Source organism: Epibacterium sp. ABZ3_068 (genome assembly GCF_056159265.1).
Genome location: NZ_JBSWUV010000001.1, coordinates 327,378 through 348,136, shown reverse-complemented (window position 1 = coordinate 348,136; position 20,759 = coordinate 327,378). Strand labels below are relative to the sequence as shown.

Genomic DNA, 20,759 nt, shown 5'->3' with positions numbered 1-20,759 from the left:
CTACCCCCGCCGCCATTTTGAATTATTGGACCCGGCGCAAATTTGCGCCGGGTCGAAGGGATTAGATAATGACGTTGACGTCTTCTTCGACAATCAGCGTGGTTCCATCGGTGCCGACGGTATAAACGTTGAAGTTCTCACCCTCGATTGTGCGTGTCTCGGTCGAAGTGACGCCGGTCACGGTGATGGTGTCATCGGTGCCGCCATGCACGACGAGTGTGTCTGTATTTGCAGACAGCGCCTTGATGTCATCCTCGGTGATGATGATGTTGGCGTCGGCGCTTTCATCCAGCTCGAGGATCTCGATGTTGAAACCGCTGAAGCCTGCATTGTTCAGCACATTGCCGGTCACATTGTCCTCAAGGATCAGCAGCGAATCCGCCGAGTTGCCGGAGGTATCGGTGCCTGACACAACCAGAGTTGAGCCATCCGGTACATCGGTCGGGTCCGCCAGGAAGAAAGAGGTTTCAGTTGTCACAACCGAAGGATCAAACGGGTCGGTCACATCTTCGGTACGAGAAACGCCGCTGACATTCGTCACGCTTCCGTCGTCCGCGATATGGTTGACTTCAATTCCGGTGATCTCTTCTTCAAAGATCAGCTCTTCGATGTTGCCCGAATTGGTTTCCAGACCGTGGTAGGCAGGCGCGCCGAATGTATCAACCGAGAAGCTTTCTGAGATGGTCGCCGTGTTGCCTGCTTCATCCGTGGCAACAATTGTCGCGGTCTCGCGGTAGACACCTTCGGGCAGATCAGCGGCGTCGAACTCAACGGTCCAGTTCCCAGCAGCATCGACAGTTGCGCTGCGTGTAACAGAATTGATGGTCACAACCACGGTTGATCCCGGCTCGACCGTGCCGGTCAGCGTCAGGCCGCTGGCACGTTCAGAGTTGTTTACGATGTCGTCCGCTGTTTGCTGCGACTCCGAAGTCAGCGGGTCCACAAGCGTGTCGATTTCAACAGTGTGTGTGACGGTTGGCCCGGTGTTGCCTGCCGCATCGGTCATTGTGACAGATGCTGTCTGGCTGCTTTCACCTGCCGGCACATCGCTGGCCGCATAGTCAAGCGACCATGTGCCATCTGACGCAACAGTGGTGGTGCGGGAGGTGCCAAGGAAGGAGACCTCAACACTGGATCCGGCTTCGCCGGTGCCGGACAGGGTCACGCCATCCGATGCTTCTGCTGCGTTGACAACATCGTCCCCTTCGACCGTGTCGATTGTGGCCACGGGGGCCACTGTGTCGATCGCCACTGTGTGGGTGCTGGTGGAGCTGTTGCCAGCCGCGTCGGTGCTGGTCACAGAGAAGGTCGTGTCATATTCGCCAGCCGTGATGACCGAAGCGTCATAGCTCACAGACCAGCTGCCATCAGCCGCAACGGTTGTTGTGGCAACTTCGCCCAGGAACTCAACAGAGATTGATGCGCCGGGTTCACCTGTCCCGGCCAGAACCACGCCATCCGATGCTTCTGCTGCGTTGACAACATCGTCGCCTTCAACCGTGTCGATCGAAAGCGAAGGCGCAACCGTATCAACTTCCACCGTGCGGGTTACGGTTGTGCTGTTTCCTGCGGCATCTGTGCTTGTGACCGTTGCGGTGCTGTCATATTCACCTGCCGCGATTGCAGCGGCGGCGTAGTTCACCGACCATGTGCCATTTTCCGACACAACGGTAGTTGTTGTTTCGCCCATGAATTCAACCGAGATGGACGCTCCTGCTTCACCGGTCCCAGACAGGGTAACCCCGTCCGAGGCTTCGGATGCATTGATCACATCGTCGGTTTCCACAGTGTCTGTCACAACCGCAGGGGCGACGGTGTCAATCGCGACGGATTTTGTTTCAGTCGAGCTGTTGCCCGCCGCATCCGTGCTTGTCACCGTTGCGGTGCTTGAATACTCGCCAGCCGCAATTGCAGCGGCGGCATAGCTGACCGACCATGTGCCATCCGCGCCAACCGTTGTTGTTGCGGTTTCGCCGAGGAACTCGACGGAAATCGATGCGCCCGCTTCCCCAGTGCCGGACAGGACCAGACCATCGGATGCTTCCGCTGCGTTGACAATGTCGTCGCCTTCAACCGTGTCGATGGCGATGGCAGGTGCTACTGTGTCGACTTCCAGAACGTCTGTGACAACCGTGGTATTTCCAAACGCATCCGCGCTGGTGACGGTTACGGCTGTCTCATATTCTCCGGTGTCGATCTCGCTTGCCGCAAAAGTCACCGACCAGGTGCCATCATCGGCAACTGTGGTTGAGTGTGTGGTACCGTTGATCTCCACCGAAATCGACGCGCCAGCTTCGCCCTCACCGGAAATAACCGGCCCGCCGCTGTGTTCGCTTGCGTTCACCACTTCGCCAACGGACTGTGTTCCGTCGGTGATCTCTACCGGGGGCGGGGTGGTGTCGATGTTGATGGTCGGACCATCAAGGTCAAAGACTTCGCCGTCAGGGTCCACAACATTGACAGTTACGTCATAGTTTCCATCCGCCGGCAAATCCACCGGATCAAAGGGGGCGCTCCAGGTGCCGTCGTCGTCCACTGTAACAGTTTGTGTTTCAGATCCAACGGTTACGGCAACCTCAGATCCCGGTGCGCCGGTCCCTGTGATGGTCACCGGGTCCGTTGTGCTGCCGGACACGTCATAAGTTGCGTCGGGGTTGTCAACGGTTGGCGTGACCGATCCGCTGGCGCCGCCGTCAGAGGAACTGCCGGAGCCTTCATCGTCGTCACCGCCGCCAGCCAGGACGCCAGCGCCGACCACACCTGCCGCCGCCGCTGCCGCTCCGAGGCCGCCAAAAGTCGGAGCAGCCGCAATCAAAGGTGCGATCACAGGTTCAACGCGGTCCAATTCCAGGAAAACCAGCTCGTCGTAGGCACTCCACTTGCCAGAGACATCCAGCGGCTCGTAGGTCGGATAAAGCATGCCTTCAGCGCTGCTTTCGATAACGACCTCGATGAATTCGCCATTGTCGCTCAGGAACAGGTTCTTTTCGCCTGTGATGCCTGTTGCAAAGTAATTATCCAGAACCAGTGTCTGCCCGTCCATCGTCAGGATCTGCAGATCGTTTCCGACGCGCTGATAGCTTTGCACGTCTGCTGTCGAGAGGTTGAGGGAGATATCCTTGGCCGAGGTGGCATCCAAAACGGGGCTCGCGTCTGCGAACTCGCCGTGCTGTTTGGTTCCCGACTGGTCCCGGGTAATAAATGCAACAGTACTCATGTTTTACCGCTCGTATTAATTATGGCACCGCCGCACGCGTGTAATGCCGCCGAAAAACGGTGGGTGCCTGATTTCTGCCTAACTGCCTCATGGCCTTATTGTGGCCGATTTGTGTACATAATGGGGCTGGAACGCGTTGTTTGTCCAGTGTTCCTTCCGGTGTTGGCCCTGTTAAAGCAGGATTAATGTGGCCAATCTGCCGCAATCCTACCGTCACGTGAAGGGGGCTGGTCTGAATGTTGTGGATAAGCCCCTTTGCATTAACCTTTCGTAAAGAAAATTCTGCCGTGCTGGGGGTAACCATGTCATCCTTGAAGCAAGGGATGGTTCTTCGCATTGCGGTGCGCGGACGTGTTTGGTGCAGCAAATGCGCTGTCAGCCACCTTTGTCCGAATGCTCAAATCGCTGCCTTGTGAACCATCATTTGTTAAAAGTTTGTGGCAATTAAGCGAAAATACACCAGTTACTGATAGCGTGAAGTAACCGAATATAGTAGTCTGGTACTCAAATCGACGACGCCGCGGAGACAGGTTCCCGGCCATTGATCGCCCATTAGAGGTGAGAGGCGGGAACGCGTGCAACTGCCCGCGGCGCCGAGCAGAATTCAGAATTAGAGAACGACGCGGACAGTCCTATGGCCCACGTTTGGGGAGGCTCTGTCCGTGTGCAAAGCAGAACCCCAGGAGGAACGGGCGCAACGTAGATCAGGAGGCTCGATCATATGACGAATATCGCCGAACTTTTTGCCGAGCAGTATGGGCAAGCAAAAGAAGAAGAGATGTCCTTGCAGGACTATCTGCTTGCCTGCCGCGAAGACCCGAGCATGTACGCCAATGTGGCGGAACGTATGCTCAAGGCTATCGGAGAGGAGGAACTTGTCGACACGTCGAAAGACGCGCGATTGGGAGCAATCTTCCATAACCGAACGATCAAACGATACAAGGCTTTTGAAGATTTCTATGGAATGGAAGACACGATCGAAAGGATCGTTGGTTACTTCCGTCACGCAGCGCAGGGTTTGGAAGAACGCAAACAGATCCTGTATCTCCTGGGACCTGTCGGGGGAGGTAAGTCTTCCCTTGCGGAACGTCTAAAACGTCTGGTCGAGGATCAGCCGATCTATGTTCTGAAGGCCGGCGATCATCTGTCGCCGATCTTTGAAAGCCCGCTTGGGCTGTTTGACCCGATCAAAATGGGCAATATCCTTGAAAAAGAATATGGGATCGCGCGGCATCGTTTGCCCGGCCTCATGTCGCCCTGGGCTGTCCAGCGCCTGGATGAATTTGAAGGCGATATTAACAAGTTCTCCGTTGTGCGCATCTATCCCTCCCGCCTGCGCCGCATTTGTGTGGCCAAGGTTGAGCCGGGGGATGAGAACAATCAGGACATTTCCACTTTGGTTGGCAAGGTCGACATTCGTCAGCTGGAGCATTTCAGTCAGGACAATCCGGACGCCTACTCCTTCTCTGGCGGTTTGAACCGGGCCACCCAAGGGGTTCTGGAATTTGTCGAAATGTTCAAAGCTCCGATCAAGATGCTGCACCCGTTGCTGACTGCAACGCAGGAAGGCAACTACATGGGAACGGAAAGCTTCGGAGCCATTCCCTTTAATGGTCTGATCCTGGCCCATTCCAACGAAAGTGAGTGGCAGACATTCAAAAACAACAAGAACAATGAGGCCTTTATCGACCGGGTGTCGATTGTGAAGGTGCCCTATTGTCTGCGTGTCTCGGATGAGCGTCAGATCTACCAGAAACTCATTGAATACAGTGAGTTGAAGGAAGCGCCCTGCGCGCCAGAGACACTGCGGATCCTCAGCCGCTTCTCGGTTCTGACACGCCTGAAGCCCCATGAAAACTCGAACCTTTTCTCCAAGATGCGAGTCTATGACGGGGAAAGCCTGAAAGATACCGACCCCAAGGCCAAAACCGTGCAGGAATATCAGGATCGCGCGGGTGTCGATGAGGGGATGGACGGGGTCTCGACCCGCTTTGCCTTCAAGGTCCTGTCGTCGGTCTTCAACTTCGATACCGAAGAAGTTGCCGCAGATCCGGTGCATCTCATGTATGTGCTGGAACAGATGATCAAGCGGGAGCAATTCCCGACAGAGACCGAAGCCAAATATCTGGAATTCATCAAGACCGAACTTGCTCCGCGTTATGAGGAGTTCATTGGAAACGAAATCCAGAAAGCCTATCTCGAAAGCTATACTGAGTATGGTCAAAACGTGTTTGACCGCTACATCTCTTATGCGGACGCCTGGATCGAAGAGCAGGATTACAAGGATCCCGATACCGGCCAATTGTACGATCGGGAGATTTTGGATGCAGAACTGTCCAAGATCGAAAAGCCCTGCGGTATCGCCAATCCCAAGGACTTCCGCAACGAAGTGGTGAAATTTGCGCTGCGTCATCGGGCCAATACCGGATCAAACCCGGCTTGGAATTCCTATGAAAAGCTGCGCGATGTGATCGAGAAGCACATGTTCAGTCAGGTAGAAGAATTGCTGCCGGTGATCTCATTCGGGAGCAAGAAAGACAGCAAGACAGAAGGCAAACACCAAGAGTTTGTCGAACGGATGCAGCGCCACGGGTATACCTCGCGGCAGGTCCGGCGTCTGGTGGAATGGTACATGCGTGTGAACAAGGCGGGCTAACGGCGAGGGCACTAAATGCACCATTTCATAGACAGGCGCGCCAACCCGAAGGGCAAGAGCCTTGGCAACCGCCAAAGGTTCTTGCGCCGAGCACGGGAAAATATCAAGGAGCGTGTCGACCGGTCGGTGCGGGATAAGACGATCCAGGACGGGTCGGCTGATCAAGCATCGGGCGAGAAGATCACAATACCCGCCAAAGGGTTGAAAGAGCCTCGCTTTTTCCATGACTCCAAAGGCGGTCACAGGCGGCATGTTCTGCCAGGCAACAAGGATTTTGTGGTTGGCGATCAAATCAAGCGTCCCCCCGCTGGAGGCGGGGAAGGCGGCAGGAAGGGATCGGATGACGGGGATGGATCGGATGAGTTCTCGTTTACGCTGACGCGGGATGAGTACCTCGAGATCTTGTTTGACGGTCTGGAACTGCCGGATCTGGTTGAAAAACAAACGGTGGAGACCGAAACAATTGGCACCCGTCGTGCGGGGCTGACAACGGCCGGCACGCCAAATAACCTCAACCTTGTGCGAACCATGCGCAATTCGCTTGGTCGCCGTATCGCGCTTCAGCGCCCATCCAAAGCCTCGCAGGAGGCTCTGGAAAAACAAGTCGAAGACCTGGAAAAGATCGAGGTACGCAACCCCGCCCAAGAAGAGCTTTTGGCGGAGCTTCGCCGCAAGCTCGAAGGGTTGATGCGCAAGCGAAGGGTCGTGGGCTATATCGATCCTCTGGATCTTCGATATGACACCTATATCCCTGAAAAGATACGCAACTCACGCGCTGTTGTCTTTTGCCTTATGGACGTGTCCGGATCCATGCAGGAGCGGGAGAAGGATCTGGCAAAACGCTTCTTCCTGCTGCTGCATTTGTTCTTGGCACGGTGTTACGAACATACCGAGATCGTCTTTATCCGGCATACGCATCACGCACAGGAAGTGGATGAGGAGACATTCTTCTATGCGCGGGAAACTGGCGGCACAATTGTGTCGACGGCGCTGGAAAAGATGAAAGAGATCATCGACGAACGCTACCCACCGGATGAATGGAATATCTATGGGGCGCAGGCCTCGGATGGGGAAAACTTTGGCAATGACTCGGTACGCTGCAAGACGCTGCTGCTCGAGCATCTTTTGCCGGTATGTCAATTCTACGCCTATATGGAGATTGTGGAGGAGGCGGCAGATCAGCTGTTGCTGAATTCGGAGGCGGGTGAAGATTTGTGGCAGAACTTCCGTGAGGTTCACGCGCAGGCCGCGCATTTTGAGATGCAACGCGTCGCATTTGCCTCACATATCTACCCGATCTTCCGCGAGTTCTTCATGCCCAAGGCGAGAGGGGGAGCGAATGCTGGATAAGAATGACGCGCCAAATCTTCTGTTTGATGGGCCAGAGTGGTCGTTCGAACTGTTGGAGACGGCGCGGGATGCGATCGAAAAGATCGCGCTTGAGGACCTGGGGCTGGATGTTTACCCAAACCAGATCGAGATCATCTCGGCCGAGCAGATGCTGGACGCCTATTCCTGCGTTGGCTTGCCGCTGATGTATAACCATTGGTCCTTTGGCAAACATTTTGCCAGGGACGAGGCGCTGTACAGAACCGGACGTCAGGGCCTGGCCTATGAGATCGTTATCAATTCCAACCCTTGCATCAGCTACAACATGGAAGAAAACACCATGGCGATGCAGGCTCTGGTGATGGCGCATGCAGCCTTTGGCCATAACCATTTTTTCAAGAACAATTATCTGTTCCAACAATGGACGGATGCGGAAGGGATCCAAGACTATCTTGCCTTTGCCAAGAATTATATCGCCGCCTGTGAGGAGCGATATGGTTGGGAGGCGGTCGAAGAGGTCCTGGATGCGGCCCATGCGCTGCAAAATCAGGGCGTATTTCGATACGGCCGTCCCCCCAAGCCAACGGCTGCTGAACAGGAGGCGATGCGGCGGGTTCGTGATGGCTACGAGAGCGGGCAGACGCTTCTGGACATTTGGACTGACGCAACATTAGGACGCGAGAAACGCGATCTCGCACGGGATGAACCTTACAGCAATCGTCGCAAAGCGATGAACCTGCCGCAGGAGAACATCCTCTATTTCCTGGAAAAACACAGTCCTGTGCTCGAAAACTGGCAGTGTGAAATCCTGCGTATCGTTCGGATGCTTGCGCAGTATTTCTATCCGCAGAAGCAGACCAAAGTCATGAACGAGGGCTGCGCCACCTTTGTCCATTACTACATTATCAACAAGCTCTATGAGCAAGGGCGGATCACTCAGGGTGCGCTGATGGAGATGATGCACAGCCACACAAATGTGGTTCTGCAACCTGAATATGATGATCCTCGCTATTCCGGATTGAACCCCTATGCGCTGGGGTTTGCAATGATGCAGGACATTTGCAGGATCTGTAAGGAACCGACTGATGAGGACCGCGAATGGTTCCCGGATTTTGCGGGAAATCCAGATTGGCGCGGCGTTCTGCGCCATGCCTGGGCGAATTACCGGGATGAGAGTTTCATCCAGCAGTTCTTGTCGCCCAATCTTATTCGCAAGTTCAAGCTGTTCACCCTGACGGATGAGGCGACACAGCCCAACCTTGTTGTCAGTCAAATTCATAACCGGGCGGGATACAAGACAATCCGCAGGGATTTGGCCAAGCAATACGACCTGGCCTATATCGAGCCGGATATTCAGGTGACGGATGCGGATCTTAAAGGGGATCGTGAGCTGAAGCTGACCCATACCGTGCGAGATGGCATTCATTTGCACGAGGAAGACAAGGAACACGTCCTGCTGCATCTGCGCCGCCTTTGGGGATATGATGTCAGTATGGATACAGTGGAGTTGGAGGTTTCCTCCTGAACATCGGGTCCAGATGTTCAAAACGGAACAGCCGCAGGAGCGATCCTGCGGCTGTTTCAGATAGAACGCTACTGGGGAGCTCAGAACTCCACGACGGCGCGGATGGATTGGCCCTTGTGCATGAGGTCGAAGCCCTCGTTGATCTGATCCAGGGTGAGCTTGTGGGTGATCATCGGGTCGATCTCGATCTTTCCATCCATGTACCAATCGACAAAATGCGGCACATCGGTGCGGCCCTTGGCGCCGCCAAATGCGGTGCCTTTCCAGACGCGGCCGGTGACCAGCTGGAAGGGGCGGGTGGAAATTTCGGCTCCTGCAGGGGCCACGCCGATGATCACCGACACGCCCCAGCCCCGGTGCGAACATTCCAGCGCATCGCGCATCACCTTCACATTGCCGGTGGCGTCAAAGGAATAATCCACGCCGCCAAACTGGTCCTGCTCGGTTTTGGTGAGCGCGATGATCGCCTCGGTCACAGTCTGACCGTCCAGCTTGGACGGGTTCACAAAATCGGTCATGCCGAATTTTGTGGCCATCTCTGCCTTGTCGTCGTTCAGATCCACACCGATGATCTGACCCGCGCCCGCCATCCGCAGACCCTGGATCACATTCAGCCCGATGCCGCCGAGGCCAAAGACCGCCGCCGTTGCGCCTTTTTCTACTCCGGCCGTGTTGATCACCGCACCGATGCCGGTGGTGACGCCGCAACCGATGTAGCAGATCTTGTCAAAGGGCGCGTCCTCGCGCACTTTCGCCAGTGCAATCTCGGGCAGGACCGTGTGGTTGGCAAAGGTCGAACAGCCCATGTAGTGATAGATCGGCGTGCCATCCAGCATCGAAAACCGGGTGGTGCCATCGGGCATCAGACCCTGACCCTGCGTGGCGCGGATCGCCGTGCACAGGTTGGTCTTGCCCGATTTGCAGGCATGACAGGTGCCACATTCCGGTGTGTAGAGCGGGATCACGTGATCGCCCGGCTTCAGCGTGGTGACGCCTTCGCCCACTTCCAGCACAACCCCCGCGCCTTCGTGACCCAGAATACAGGGAAAGATCCCCTCGGGGTCATCGCCCGACCGGGTGAATTCATCCGTGTGGCACAGGCCCGTGGCTTTTACCTCGATCAGAACCTCGCCCTGTTTCGGGCCCTCAAGGTTCACTTCCATGACTTCCAACGGTTTACCGGCCTCAAGGGCAACGGCCGCGCGTGTACGCATCATAATCGGTTCCTTTGTTTTGGTCGGAGCGGCTGGGCCTTGTCTTGACCGGTGCGCAGAAATTAACAGATTTTGCATCTATGATCAGCGTCACCGCTACCCCGCAAAGAAGGGGCAGGCAATATCTTGTCTCTTAACCCGTCATTTAAAAACCTTATCGCGAGAAGCTGTTTCGGAAGGGACTTCTGGGTGGTTGCTTATTGCGTCAGGAAGCTCTGTCCAGAATTTGCGTTAAATCGACGTTGTCATTCTTGACCTTCCCCTTGCTGGAACCCCCATATCCAGCCAGTGCGAGCAATCGTTCAGACTGTTCACCTACTTAAAGGACACGATGGTGACACATCAGGAATATAGGCTGCCTGTGACCGGGCTGAATTGTGCAGGTTGTGCAGGTCGGGCAGAGCGTGCCTTTCAGGCCGTCCCCGGTGTGCGGGTGGCCGCTGTCAATTTTGCCACGTCAGTTGCGACAATCGAGGCAGAGCGCGACCTTACGGCTGAAACATTGGTCGCAGCCGCCAAGGCGTCGGGATATCCCATTGGCGAGCGGGATGTCGTTCTGAAACTTGACGGAATGCACTGTGGGTCCTGTGTTCGGCGTGTTGAAACCGCGCTTTCTGCGGTGAGCGGCGTGTCTTCGGTCAGTGTAAACCTCAGCGATGAAACGGCGCGCATTCGGATCGTCGAGGGCGTCGTCTCTGTTGAAGACCTACAGAACGCGTCGAAGCAGGCAGGATATGACGCGATCGAGCGGGCTGAGGCTGCTGGGCCAGATGCCTCTGCCCATGACAAGCTGCGGCGGGACTCTTGGCTGGCTCTTGTTCTGACATTGCCTGTGTTCCTTGCAGAGATGGGCGGCCATGCCATTCCAGCCATTCATCATTGGCTGATGAGCAATGTCGGACAGGTTAACAGCTGGACGGTGCAGGCGGTTTTGACAGCGGCTGTCTTGATCGGTCCGGGGCGTCGGTTTTTTGCCCGTGGCCTCCCAAGTTTGTTGCGGGGCGCGCCGGATATGAACACGCTGGTTGCCATCGGAACGGCTGCCGCGTTTGGCTATTCGGTCCTGGCAACCTTCCTGCCTGCGGCGCTGCCGGGCGGGGCTGTCCAAGTGTATTATGAATCCGCTGCGGTCATTGTCACTCTGATCCTTCTGGGGCGCCTGCTGGAATCGCGGGCAAAGGGGCGCACTGGGGCAGCCGTTCGGGCGCTCGCGGGTCTCCAGCCCGAAACCGCGATCGTTGTGACCAAGGAGGGCGCGCAGGAGCGACCAATTTCCCATATTCAGCCCGGTGACCGCGTACGGTTGCGCCCGGGAGAGCGGGTTGCGGTGGATGGTTCGATTGCTGCCGGGCAAAGCGATGTGGATGAAAGCATGTTAAGCGGTGAGCCGCTGCCCGTGCAAAAGTCGGTTGGCGACCCGGTCAGCGCTGGAACGGTTAACGGCTCTGGCGTTCTTGAGATCGCCGTGACAGGCATTGGGGCTGATACGCGTCTGGCGCAGGTCATCTCTCTTGTTGAGCGGGCGCAGGGGGCGAAACTGCCAGTGCAGGCCGTGGTCGACCGGATCACCTTGTGGTTCGTGCCTGCTGTACTGGCCGTGGCGCTGTGCACCGTTCTGGTTTGGCTTGCTCTTGGGCAGGGGCTCGCCCCGGCGCTGGTCTCAGGTGTTGCGGTGCTGATCATCGCGTGTCCCTGCGCCATGGGGCTTGCGACCCCGACCTCAATCATGGTGGGGCTGGGGAGAGCGGCCCATCTTGGAGTGCTGTTCCGCAAAGGGACTGCGTTGCAGCAGCTGGAGCGTGTGAAACTGGTGGTATTTGACAAGACAGGGACATTGACCGAAGGGCGGCCCAGCCTGTCCGGGGTTCTTTGTGAACCAGAGTGGAGCAGGAGCCAGGTTTTGCCAATTGTTGCCGCTGTTGAAGCGCAGTCTGAACACCCGATTGCCCGTGCGATCGTGGCAGCTGTCGCAGAAGGGGATGTGCCAACGGCCGAGGATGTTGTTGCAGTTCCAGGCAAGGGCGTTCTGGCCCGTGTGGCGGATCAAGAGGTTGTGATTGGGCGACTGTCGTTTGTTGCAGAACATGTTTCAATTCCTGACGGATGGCAGCAGGAACTGGACGTTATGACCGCGCGTGGAGAGACGCCAGTGGCGGTGGCCATTGGCGGAAGGGCGGCTGCGATGATTGCTGTAAGCGATCAAATTCGCGAGGACGCAGCACAGACCATTGCCGCTCTGAGGTCGCAGGGGCTCGCGGTTGCTATGATCTCGGGGGACGCAGAAGGGACCGCCCGGCATGTGGCCCGCCAACTGGGGATCGATATTGTCCACGCCGAGTGTCTGCCAGATCAGAAGCTGGCGGCTCTGGAGCAGTTGATGGATCGTTTCGGGCGGACTGCATTTGTCGGAGATGGAATCAACGACGCGCCTGCGCTTGCGGCCTCTGACTGTGGGATCGCCCTGGGCAGCGGAACTGACGTCGCCATTGAGGCCGCCGAAGTGGTTCTGTCGTCGGGCTCCCCTCTGGGCGTGCTCAATGCGCTGGCGATCAGCCGCGCAACCTTGCGAAATATTCGTCAAAATTTGGGCTGGGCCTTTGGGTATAATATTCTTCTGGTGCCTGTTGCAGCCGGCCTGTTGGTGCCATTTGGCGGTCCGCAGCTGTCTCCGGCCCTGGCGGCCGGCGCGATGGCAGCCTCCAGTGTTTTGGTTCTGACAAATGCCTTGCGCTTGCGAAAATTAAAACCGCGCATACATGAAAGAAGACACGCGTAAGGCAGGGTTGGGACGTTTTGAGTCCGTAGCCCGTGTAAGGAGGGCTCTAAATGAATATCGGTGATGTTGCAGAACGTTCGGGCCTGCCTGCAAAGACGATCCGCTACTATGAGGATATCGGACTGATCCGCCCCCATCGCAGTGCAAATGGATACCGGTGTTTTGCTGACGCGGATCTGCATAAACTGGCGTTTCTGGCGCGCGCACGGGCCTTGGGCTTTACAATAGAAGACTGCCGCACGCTTTTGGGATTATATGAAGACGAAACCCGCGCCAGCGCTGACGTCAAACACCTGGCGCTGGAGCATTTGAAGAAGATCGAGGCAAAGATCACGGATCTGCAGGCGATGTGCGACACGTTGACAGATCTTGTTCAGTGCTGTGCCGGTGATAGCCGCCCGGACTGTCCCATTTTGAAAGATCTGGCCCGCGAATCTCGGTGTTCCGAGGACCTGTAGCGAACGGTTCGAGTGCCAAGTTTCCTGCGCCCGAGGCATCGGTGAAAAACGGAGTTGGCAAGACTTTGCCACTGTCAGGGGGAGAGTGGTGAAATTCCGCTTGTTTCGCAGATGAAAACAGACTTTTGCGAAAATTTGAACGTTCCCGACGTGTTTACCGCCTCTCTTATCAGGCTGTATTGATGGACACAGGTCAACCTTTGCGGTATTTTTTCGGACATGGAACGTAAAATTTTGATTTTTTAAATTACGTCAGTGCATTTTTTTTGCACTGCTTTGTTGTTGTCTTGATTTATTTACACAATTATAGGTTGCATGGGTTGTGGAGGGGTGATTTTTGCACAATACTCAATTTAAAGGTGTTTTTGCTTATGGCGGGGATATGAGATGGTTGTATTATTAAAAGTGCGTCACTTTGGAGCGTTTGGCGTCTTTGACGCGAACGGGCGTAGCATTCCGCTTGGGGCAAAGCATCAAGCGCTACTGGCTCTGCTTACCACCGGAGAAGGAGGGGTCAGAACACGTAGCTTTTTGGAGAATACCCTTTGGTGCCTGTCGCAACCGGAACAGGCCAAAGCCAGTTTGCGGACCGCTCTGTCGACGTTGAAACGGTATCTGGGCCCGGAAGCCGCCAAGTTACTGGTGGCAAACCGCGAAAGAGTCACATTGAATATCGAATGTGTCGAAATCGACGATGATACCAGTAAGGGTGAGTTCATGGAGGGCTTTGAGCTTTCTCATGAAGAAAAGTTCGCCCAATGGTTGGAAAAAATGCGGGGGCAGACCCAGAAAACTTCGCGTGTGTCTTTTGGTCACGCCAATAGCGGAGCTGGTGGGCTGCGGCGGAGTAAAGACGGTGTTTTGCCCTCCATCACAGTGTTGCCGTTCCAGATAAATGTCTCGGACGGTGCGCCGAAACCGAATGTATCCTTCCTAACCGAGGATCTGACACGCTGTTTGGCACGCTCGCAGGCCTATAGTGTGACCTCTTACATGGTGGCAAAGGACTATGATCCAACCGCGCCCTCGCAGACAGCTGCCGCGCGGGACCAGGCCGCTTTTGTTGTTGGCGGGTATGTGTCGATCGAACGGGACCATGTTACCATTGATTTGGACCTGCATGATACGCGGCGTCAGAAACTGATTTGGTCGCGTCGCTATGAGGATGACGCATCAACGCGTCAGGGAGGAACCTTTGTCCATACACAACGAATGGTGCGTGATATCTCGCGCACAATTTGGGGTGATGCGATGGATACGGTCTCACTGTCTCAGCTGGATGATCTTGAAAACCACACGTTGCTCTTGTCCGCCATTTCCATGATGCAAATGGGTCAACGGGCGATGTTTGATCAGGCCAAGGAAATTCTGAATACCTTGTCCGAGCGCGAACGGAATCACCCCACGGTGCGCTGTTGGCGCGGTATTTGGCATGTGCTGCGCTTTGAACATGGCCTTTCGGAAAGCCGTGCGGCAGATATGGCTGCTGCACGACATCACGCCGAAGCGGCGCTGGCTGTGGATCCGCTCTATTCCCTGGCCCATGCGCTTAACGGGATGATCGACTGTCAGATGGCGTATAACTTTGATGCGGCCTATGCGTCGTTTGAGCTGGCGTTGGAAGACAATCCCAACGAGGCGCTTGCGCTTGGCCTGAAAGGGTTGACCTGTGCCTATCTTGAAATGTCGCAGCAAGCGATCGATTTGACAGAGGCTGCACGGGAATTGCTGCCGATTGGCCCGCAAAAATACTATTTCGAGACCCTGTCAGCGGTTGCTCATCTGTCGGCAGGCTCCTTTGACAAAGCCTCGGAGCGTGCAGAATCCGCCTTGTCTGAAAACCCCGGTTTTGCACCTGCGATCCGGGTTCTGAGCGTGGTCAATCAGGCGCGGAGAACCGGCGGCAATGGTCGGGATGCGCTGCGCTTGTTGATCAGCATGCTGCCAGAGTTTTCCATGCGTGCGCCACGCCGTGGATTTGGCGATATACCAATTGCAGAGCCTGCGATAACCGGTATCAGATAAGATCGCGGTTTGTCGGTCTCGGGCTCAGGTCGAGAAATGATTACAGAATGGACGCAACCCGTGCTTTTGGCGCGGGTTGCGTACTTTTCGGCTCAGTTTTTCGGCATCATATTGACAGCCTCGTGAAAGGGCCAAACACTTCAGCTGTAGTTTTCACCACCAGAATTGAAATAGGCCCAGTGTCCCCTTCCAGTCTTTCTCTATCTCGCCGCCTGTGTGACCTTCTTGGTCAGGTTTATACCGAACACGATGTTGAAACGCTGGCGGAGCAGGTGATCGATGCCTTCTGGCCGGAAGGCTCTCATCGGCGCAAACAGGGGCGAAAGCCCGGAAACAACCTCTGGTCCGAGAAAGACAGCGTTCTTATTACCTATGGGAACTCCATTGTCGACAAGGCGCACAAGCCGCTGGATGTGTTGCATGATTTCTTGAAGCGGCACCTCAAAGGGGTGGTCCACGGCGTTCATATTCTGCCGTTCTTCCCGTATACGTCGGACGATGGTTTTGCGGTAACCGATTATCGGTCGGTGAACCCGCAGTTAGGGGATTGGCCGGATATTCAGCGGATTGCCGATGATTTCCATTTGATGTCGGATCTGGTGCTGAACCACATGTCCAGCCAGAGCCCCTGGTTCAACAATTACCTGCAGGGCAAGCCACCTCATGATCAGTTCTTTTATGAGGCTTCGCCCGAGGATGATCTGAGCGCGGTTGTTCGGCCCCGGACGACGCCCCTGTTGCGGGAGGTCGAAACCAGCAGCGGCACGCGGCATGTGTGGTGCACGTTCAGCCATGACCAGATTGATCTGAATTTTGCAAATCCGGAAGTGCTGTTGGAGATGCTGCGGATCATCCGGATGCATATCGACAATGGCGTGCGGATTTTGCGGTTGGATGCGGTGGCATTCCTGTGGAAAGAGGTGGGTACGACCAGCATTCACCTGCCACAGACCCATGCAATTGTTCAGCTGATGCGCGTCCTCTGCGACTACACCCAAGAGACGGTGGTATTGCTGACGGAAACCAATGTGCCGCGGACGGAGAACCTCAGCTACTTTGGCAACCGGAACGAGGCGCACGCGGTCTATAACTTCCCGCTGCCGCCGTTGATCCTGCATGCGATGCAGTCGGGGTCTGCGGAATATCTGCTGCGCTGGCAATCTGCGATGCCGCCCGCGCAACTGGGATGCGCCTATCTGAACTTTACCGCAAGCCATGACGGTATTGGAATGCGCCCGGCCGAAGGTGTGCTGCCGCCGGAAGAAAAAACACGCATGATTGAAACCGTGCGCGGCATCGGCGGTCTTGTCTCTATGCGGGCGCTGCCGGGTGGGGGCGAAGAACCCTATGAGCTGAACTGCAGCTTTTTCGAAGCGATGCGGGCGACCTTCAAGGGTGAAGATGTCTATCATCTGGCGCGGTTTATTTCGTCCCAAACGATTGTGATGTCCTTGGAAGGCATTCCGGCGTTTTACATCCATTCCCTGCTTGCAACGCCCAATGACCACGAGGCCGTGGAGCGGCGGGGCATGAACCGGGCCATCAACCGCCACCGTTGGGATTACCCCGAATTGAACGCGCGTCTGGCGGATCCGGGCTCGAACCAGTCCCTGGTTCTGGCGGAGTTGTCCCGGCGTCTGCGCCTGCGCGGAGAACAGCCCGCATTTCACCCCAATGCAACCCAATTTACCCTACGTCTGGATGACCGGGTCTTTGGCCTGTGGCGGCAAAGTCTGGACCGGGATCAGTCGATTTTTGCCCTGCACAATGTCTCGGATGAAACCGTTGGGATCAGTCCGATGGCGGTCAATCTGATTGAGGGGGATGATTGGATGGACCTTTTGACCGGTGAAGTGATTTCCCCCACCGGTGAAGACATTGTTCTGGCGCCGTATCAGTGCCGCTGGATCACGAACCGGAAGGCGGGCTGAACTCGGTCAGATCCTCATCAACAGCGCGGTGCATATCCGGCAGGAAGCTCATGTCTGCGGAATGCACCCGGTTCCAGGTCGGGATAAACGGCGTCTCATGGGGATTGTCCAGGAACACCTGACCCGCCACCAGAATGTTTTCGGCAAAGAGCTCAATGGATTTTTCTTCCTTGTGGCGGTCAAGCTCCAGCCCGTTCATCTTGGCATCGTTGTAATAGCCTTCCAGAAGATCCAGCGCAGAGCGATAATAGGTCGCCTTGAGCGTGCGGAAGATATTGGGGGTGAACACCGTTCCGTCAGCGGCCAGTTTGCGAAAGATCGCCTTGCAGATATCAACCGACATGCGGCTTAGCCCCTTGGTGGCATCTTCGGGGGACAGATCTTGGTGCTTGTGGTCATAAGCATCTGAAATTTCGACCTGACAGACGGATTTGGGGGCCAGATTGCGCCAAGCCTCGGACAGGACGCCGATTTCCAGGCCCCAGTCGGAGGGGATGCGCAGATCCGGCAGGATTGGCGTGCGCATGGCAAATTCGCCGGACAGCGGGTAGCGGAAGCTGCGCAGGTAATCAATGTAATCCCGATCTCCGATGACCCGTTTCAAAGCAATCAGCAGGGGGCTGACCAGCAGGCGTGTGACCCGACCGTTCAGCTTGCCATCTCCGATGCGCGGATAGAAGCCTTTGGACATTTGATAGGGGAAGGCCGGGTTGACCACGGGATATACAAGGCGCGCCAGCATTTCGCGATTGTAGGTGACAATATCGCAGTCGTGGATTGCCATGATGGAACTGTCTGCGCAGGCAATGAGATAGCCGATGCTGGACCAGACATTCTTGCCCTTACCCGGTTCCTGCGGGCCAAGGCCAAGGGCCGTCAGCCGGTCTTGCAGGGCCAGCATGCGCGGACTGTCGTTCCAGATGACCACATGCTCCTGCGGCAGCCGGGAAAAGAAAGCGCGGGCCTTGCGATACTGGTCTTCGTCCGCACGGTCGAGGCCGATGATGATGCGGTGGAGGTAGGGCACCTTGGCCAGCTCGTCCAAAATGTTCGAAAGCGCAGGCCCTTCCAGTTCCGAATACAGGCAGGGCAGGATCAGGGTGATCTTGCGCGCTTCTGCGACGACCGAGATTTCATGGTCCAGGCTGCCCAAGGGACGCTGCCGCAGATTGTGCAGGGTGGTGATATTGCCGTTTTGGTGAAAGTCAGCCATGTGCGGATGTGCCTTAGGTCAGGTTTAGGTCGTTCAAAAGAGACAGAATAGCAAGGTTCCAGCCCAGCGGGCCGTGTTCGGTGGTGCGGATCAGCCGGCTTTCGTCTGCAAGCGGTGGAAGGGTCGGGGCAGAGGGGTTTGCCACCAGCACGCCATGGTCTGCTGCGGCCAGCATTTCGAGGTCGTTGGGAGCATCGCCCAGGGCGATTGTGGTTTGCGGGTGCAGCCGCGCGACAACTTCGGCCATCGCATCGGCCTTGGTCCGACCAAAGGAGAGGGTCAGAAACCGCCCGCCCTGGCGCGCATGAATACCGACCGCGCTGGCGGCATCCAGAAATTCGGGCAGGGCGTCCTTGGGACCGCGCCACAGACCGGGTTCACTAAAGCAGCGTTGACGCGCATTGCGCGCGCCCTCAAGCGACAGGCCGGTTTCATTTACCACATCCTGATCGGACATATCGCCGAAACCCACAAAGCCCCGTGGCAGGTCCTTCAGATGACTGCGGAGCTCGTGGTATTTAGAGGTATCAAATGTTCCATTGCCCGCATCCCAGATCACGCCTGAGCCGTTTTCGACAATGGCGGGCCAGGCCAAAAGCCCCATGTCGTGCTGTAAGACCTGAATTTCAACCGCGGTTTTGCTGCTCGCCAGAACGACGGCTGCTCCGCAGTTTGACAGGGCGCTCAGCGCGGGCCTTGCGGCCTCCCAACTGTAGCTTTGGTGATCCAGTAATGTGCCATCAAGGTCGGAAAAGACCATCAGGGGAAGTGCGCTCGTCATAACTCTACCCTAACAAGGTGCATCTGCTCTGGCCATCGCAGGGCGAAAAAGCGACAGTGGCGACCTTGTATGAGTGCCTAAAAAGTGAGCAAACAAGGGTGCTGGGCCAAAGGTGTTGGGGGACAATAGCGGCTCCCAATGTCTGTTTGGCGACAATTTTCAGTCAAAACATGCTCAGCTGCTGTGCATTTGGCTCCACGCAGGGGCGAAATTTCATGCAACGGCGTTTTGGCGGGGGCATTTGGGTGCCCCATTTTTGACAGAATCCAAGGGATTGCCGCCTACTGGAACTGCAGGGTGCTTAGGGTTCCGTTGTCGTAAACTGACAAGTCTGGTCCGAGAAGCGCCACCTGTGGGGCAAATTCCCCTTAGGCACACGGCGGGCCAAAATCCCGGGAGAGTACTGCGTAGGTTTCGTCCGCGCCCTATCTCTTTGTTCCGCCAGCGGCCCGAAATCCAACCAAAAAAACTTGGGCGGGACGCGACAACGGGGAAAGTCATGACAAAGACCAAGTTTCTGTCCGCCACCGCACTGGCATTGGGTGTGCTTGCTGGCGCTGCCTCGCCGCTGGCAGCCGAAGAAAAGTCCGAATTTAAACTGGCCTGGTCCATCTATGTGGGTTGGATGCCGTGGGGCTATCTCGAAGAGAGCGGCATCATGGACAAATGGGCCGATAAATACGGCATCGACGTCGAGATCGTACAGATCAACGACTACGTGGAATCGATCAACCAGTACACCGCCGGCGAATTTGACGGGGTCTCGGCCACAAATATGGACACGCTGTCGATCCCCTCGGGCGGTGGTGTCGATACCACTGCGCTGATCATTGGCGATTACTCCAACGGCAATGACGCGGTAATCCTCAAGGGGGCAGGCACGCTGGAAGACCTGAAAGGCGCGCCGGTCAACCTCGTGGAGCTGTCGGTCTCACACTACCTTCTGGCGCGCGGGTTGGACACCGTTGGCCTGAAAGAGGCGGACCTTGGCGGGGTCATCAACACTTCGGACGCGGATGTGATCGCGGCCTATGCGACCTCGGACGTGAAATCGGTGGTGACCTGGAACCCGCTGGTGTCCGAGATCACAGGATCAAACCCCGATGCAACTGTGCTGTTTGACAGCTCAAAAATCCCCGGTGAAATCCTGGACCTGATGGTGGTGAACACCGAAACCCTGGCCGACAATCCGGCGTTTGGCAAAGCAGTGGCGGGCGCATGGTATGAGGTCATGTCGCTTATGGCAGCGGGTGATGAAGCCACGTTGACGGCAATGGCAGAAGCATCGGGCACAGATCTGGCGGGCTACAAAGCGCAACTGGCCGCGACCGAGATGTTCTTTGATCCCGCAGATGCCGTCGCGCAGGCTCAATCAGCCGATTTGCCCACCACGATGACCAATGTGGCAGAGTTCCTGTTTGACAAAGGGATCCTGGGCGAGGGCGCGCCAAGTGCGGATTTTGTGGGCATTGCGTACCCCGATGGCAGCACAACCGGTGATGCGGGCAATGTGAAGTTCCGGTTTGACGCGACCTATATGCAAATGGCGGCCGACGGCGCGCTCTGATCCCTCGCGGGGCTGCGGCTATGCGGTGGCCCCACCACTCACGGACCAACTTAGCGAGGGTTTCACC

12 protein-coding genes and 1 riboswitch are annotated in these 20,759 nt (G+C 56.4%); of the genes, 8 read left to right on the top strand and 4 right to left on the bottom strand.

The window, feature by feature from the left end:
- Positions 1–61 precede the first annotated feature (61 nt).
- Complete coding sequence (locus ACXAEW_RS01690; RefSeq protein WP_474939654.1) at positions 62–3,217, bottom strand: Ig-like domain-containing protein; 3,156 nt, start codon at positions 3,215–3,217, stop codon at positions 62–64.
- Between the two features lie 721 nt (positions 3,218–3,938).
- Here ACXAEW_RS01690 and ACXAEW_RS01685 point away from each other — a divergent pair.
- The 3 genes from ACXAEW_RS01685 to ACXAEW_RS01675 are packed head-to-tail and all read left to right on the top strand — an operon-like array spanning position 3,939 to position 8,727.
- The gene (locus ACXAEW_RS01685; protein WP_474939653.1) at positions 3,939–5,873 is read left to right on the top strand and encodes a PrkA family serine protein kinase; all 1,935 of its coding nucleotides are present in this window, start codon (positions 3,939–3,941) and stop codon (positions 5,871–5,873) included.
- A gap of 15 nt (positions 5,874–5,888) precedes the next feature.
- Positions 5,889–7,223, top strand: a complete 1,335-nt coding sequence (locus ACXAEW_RS01680; RefSeq protein WP_474939652.1) for a YeaH/YhbH family protein — start codon at positions 5,889–5,891, stop codon at positions 7,221–7,223.
- Positions 7,213–8,727, top strand: a complete 1,515-nt coding sequence (locus ACXAEW_RS01675; protein ID WP_474939651.1) for a SpoVR family protein — start codon at positions 7,213–7,215, stop codon at positions 8,725–8,727. The genes ACXAEW_RS01680 and ACXAEW_RS01675 overlap by 11 nt, the downstream gene beginning before the upstream one ends.
- 80 nt (positions 8,728–8,807) lie before the next feature.
- Here ACXAEW_RS01675 and ACXAEW_RS01670 read toward each other — a convergent pair whose 3' ends face one another.
- Positions 8,808–9,941, bottom strand: a complete 1,134-nt coding sequence (locus tag ACXAEW_RS01670; RefSeq protein ID WP_474942980.1) for an S-(hydroxymethyl)glutathione dehydrogenase/class III alcohol dehydrogenase — start codon at positions 9,939–9,941, stop codon at positions 8,808–8,810.
- 331 nt (positions 9,942–10,272) lie between these two features.
- Here ACXAEW_RS01670 and ACXAEW_RS01665 point away from each other — a divergent pair, with 331 nt between their 5' ends.
- The 4 genes from ACXAEW_RS01665 (at position 10,273) to ACXAEW_RS01650 (ending at position 17,131) form a co-directional block, all read left to right on the top strand.
- Positions 10,273–12,717 carry a heavy metal translocating P-type ATPase gene (locus tag ACXAEW_RS01665; RefSeq protein ID WP_474939650.1) on the top strand — a complete coding sequence of 815 codons (2,445 nt, stop codon included), beginning with the start codon at positions 10,273–10,275 and terminating at the stop codon, positions 12,715–12,717.
- A 50-nt stretch (positions 12,718–12,767) separates the two neighbouring features.
- Complete coding sequence (gene cueR, locus ACXAEW_RS01660; RefSeq protein WP_474939649.1) at positions 12,768–13,175, top strand: Cu(I)-responsive transcriptional regulator; 408 nt, start codon at positions 12,768–12,770, stop codon at positions 13,173–13,175.
- Positions 13,176–13,562: 387 nt separating this feature from the next.
- Positions 13,563–15,200: a transcriptional regulator gene (locus ACXAEW_RS01655; protein ID WP_474939648.1), complete on the top strand. Its 1,638-nt coding sequence runs from the start codon at positions 13,563–13,565 to the stop codon at positions 15,198–15,200.
- A 179-nt stretch (positions 15,201–15,379) separates the two neighbouring features.
- Positions 15,380–17,131, top strand: coding sequence for a sugar phosphorylase (locus ACXAEW_RS01650; protein ID WP_474939647.1), 1,752 nt, complete (start codon positions 15,380–15,382; stop codon positions 17,129–17,131).
- Here ACXAEW_RS01650 and ACXAEW_RS01645 read toward each other — a convergent pair.
- Both ACXAEW_RS01645 and ACXAEW_RS01640 read right to left on the bottom strand, forming a co-directional pair.
- A complete protein-coding gene (locus ACXAEW_RS01645) occupies positions 17,109–18,344 on the bottom strand; it encodes a glycosyltransferase family protein (RefSeq protein ID WP_474939646.1) in 1,236 nt (411 codons plus the stop codon). The two genes, ACXAEW_RS01650 and ACXAEW_RS01645, sit on opposite strands and share 23 nt — an antisense overlap.
- Before the next feature lie 13 nt (positions 18,345–18,357).
- Positions 18,358–19,125, bottom strand: coding sequence for an HAD-IIB family hydrolase (locus ACXAEW_RS01640; RefSeq protein WP_474939645.1), 768 nt, complete (start codon positions 19,123–19,125; stop codon positions 18,358–18,360).
- 290 nt (positions 19,126–19,415) lie between these two features.
- A riboswitch (guanidine-I (ykkC/yxkD leader) is annotated at positions 19,416–19,526 on the top strand.
- Positions 19,527–19,624: 98 nt separating this feature from the next.
- Here ACXAEW_RS01640 and ACXAEW_RS01635 point away from each other — a divergent pair.
- Positions 19,625–20,692, top strand: a complete 1,068-nt coding sequence (locus ACXAEW_RS01635; RefSeq protein WP_474939644.1) for a putative urea ABC transporter substrate-binding protein — start codon at positions 19,625–19,627, stop codon at positions 20,690–20,692.
- Positions 20,693–20,759 lie beyond the last annotated feature (67 nt).

Excerpts from the sequence above, each read along its gene's own strand:
- ACXAEW_RS01685 (WP_474939653.1), top strand. The coding sequence starts at position 3,939 with ATGACGAATATCGCCGAACTTTTTGCCGAGCAGTATGGGCAAGCAAAA.
- ACXAEW_RS01690 (WP_474939654.1), bottom strand. The coding sequence starts at position 3,217 with ATGAGTACTGTTGCATTTATTACCCGGGACCAGTCGGGAACCAAACAG.
- ACXAEW_RS01670 (WP_474942980.1), bottom strand. The coding sequence starts at position 9,941 with ATGCGTACACGCGCGGCCGTTGCCCTTGAGGCCGGTAAACCGTTGGAA.
- ACXAEW_RS01675 (WP_474939651.1), top strand. The coding sequence starts at position 7,213 with ATGCTGGATAAGAATGACGCGCCAAATCTTCTGTTTGATGGGCCAGAG.
- ACXAEW_RS01645 (WP_474939646.1), bottom strand. The coding sequence starts at position 18,344 with ATGGCTGACTTTCACCAAAACGGCAATATCACCACCCTGCACAATCTG.
- ACXAEW_RS01665 (WP_474939650.1), top strand. The coding sequence starts at position 10,273 with ATGGTGACACATCAGGAATATAGGCTGCCTGTGACCGGGCTGAATTGT.
- ACXAEW_RS01680 (WP_474939652.1), top strand. The coding sequence starts at position 5,889 with ATGCACCATTTCATAGACAGGCGCGCCAACCCGAAGGGCAAGAGCCTT.
- ACXAEW_RS01640 (WP_474939645.1), bottom strand. The coding sequence starts at position 19,125 with ATGACGAGCGCACTTCCCCTGATGGTCTTTTCCGACCTTGATGGCACA.
- ACXAEW_RS01655 (WP_474939648.1), top strand. The coding sequence starts at position 13,563 with ATGGTTGTATTATTAAAAGTGCGTCACTTTGGAGCGTTTGGCGTCTTT.
- cueR (WP_474939649.1), top strand. The coding sequence starts at position 12,768 with ATGAATATCGGTGATGTTGCAGAACGTTCGGGCCTGCCTGCAAAGACG.
- ACXAEW_RS01635 (WP_474939644.1), top strand. The coding sequence starts at position 19,625 with ATGACAAAGACCAAGTTTCTGTCCGCCACCGCACTGGCATTGGGTGTG.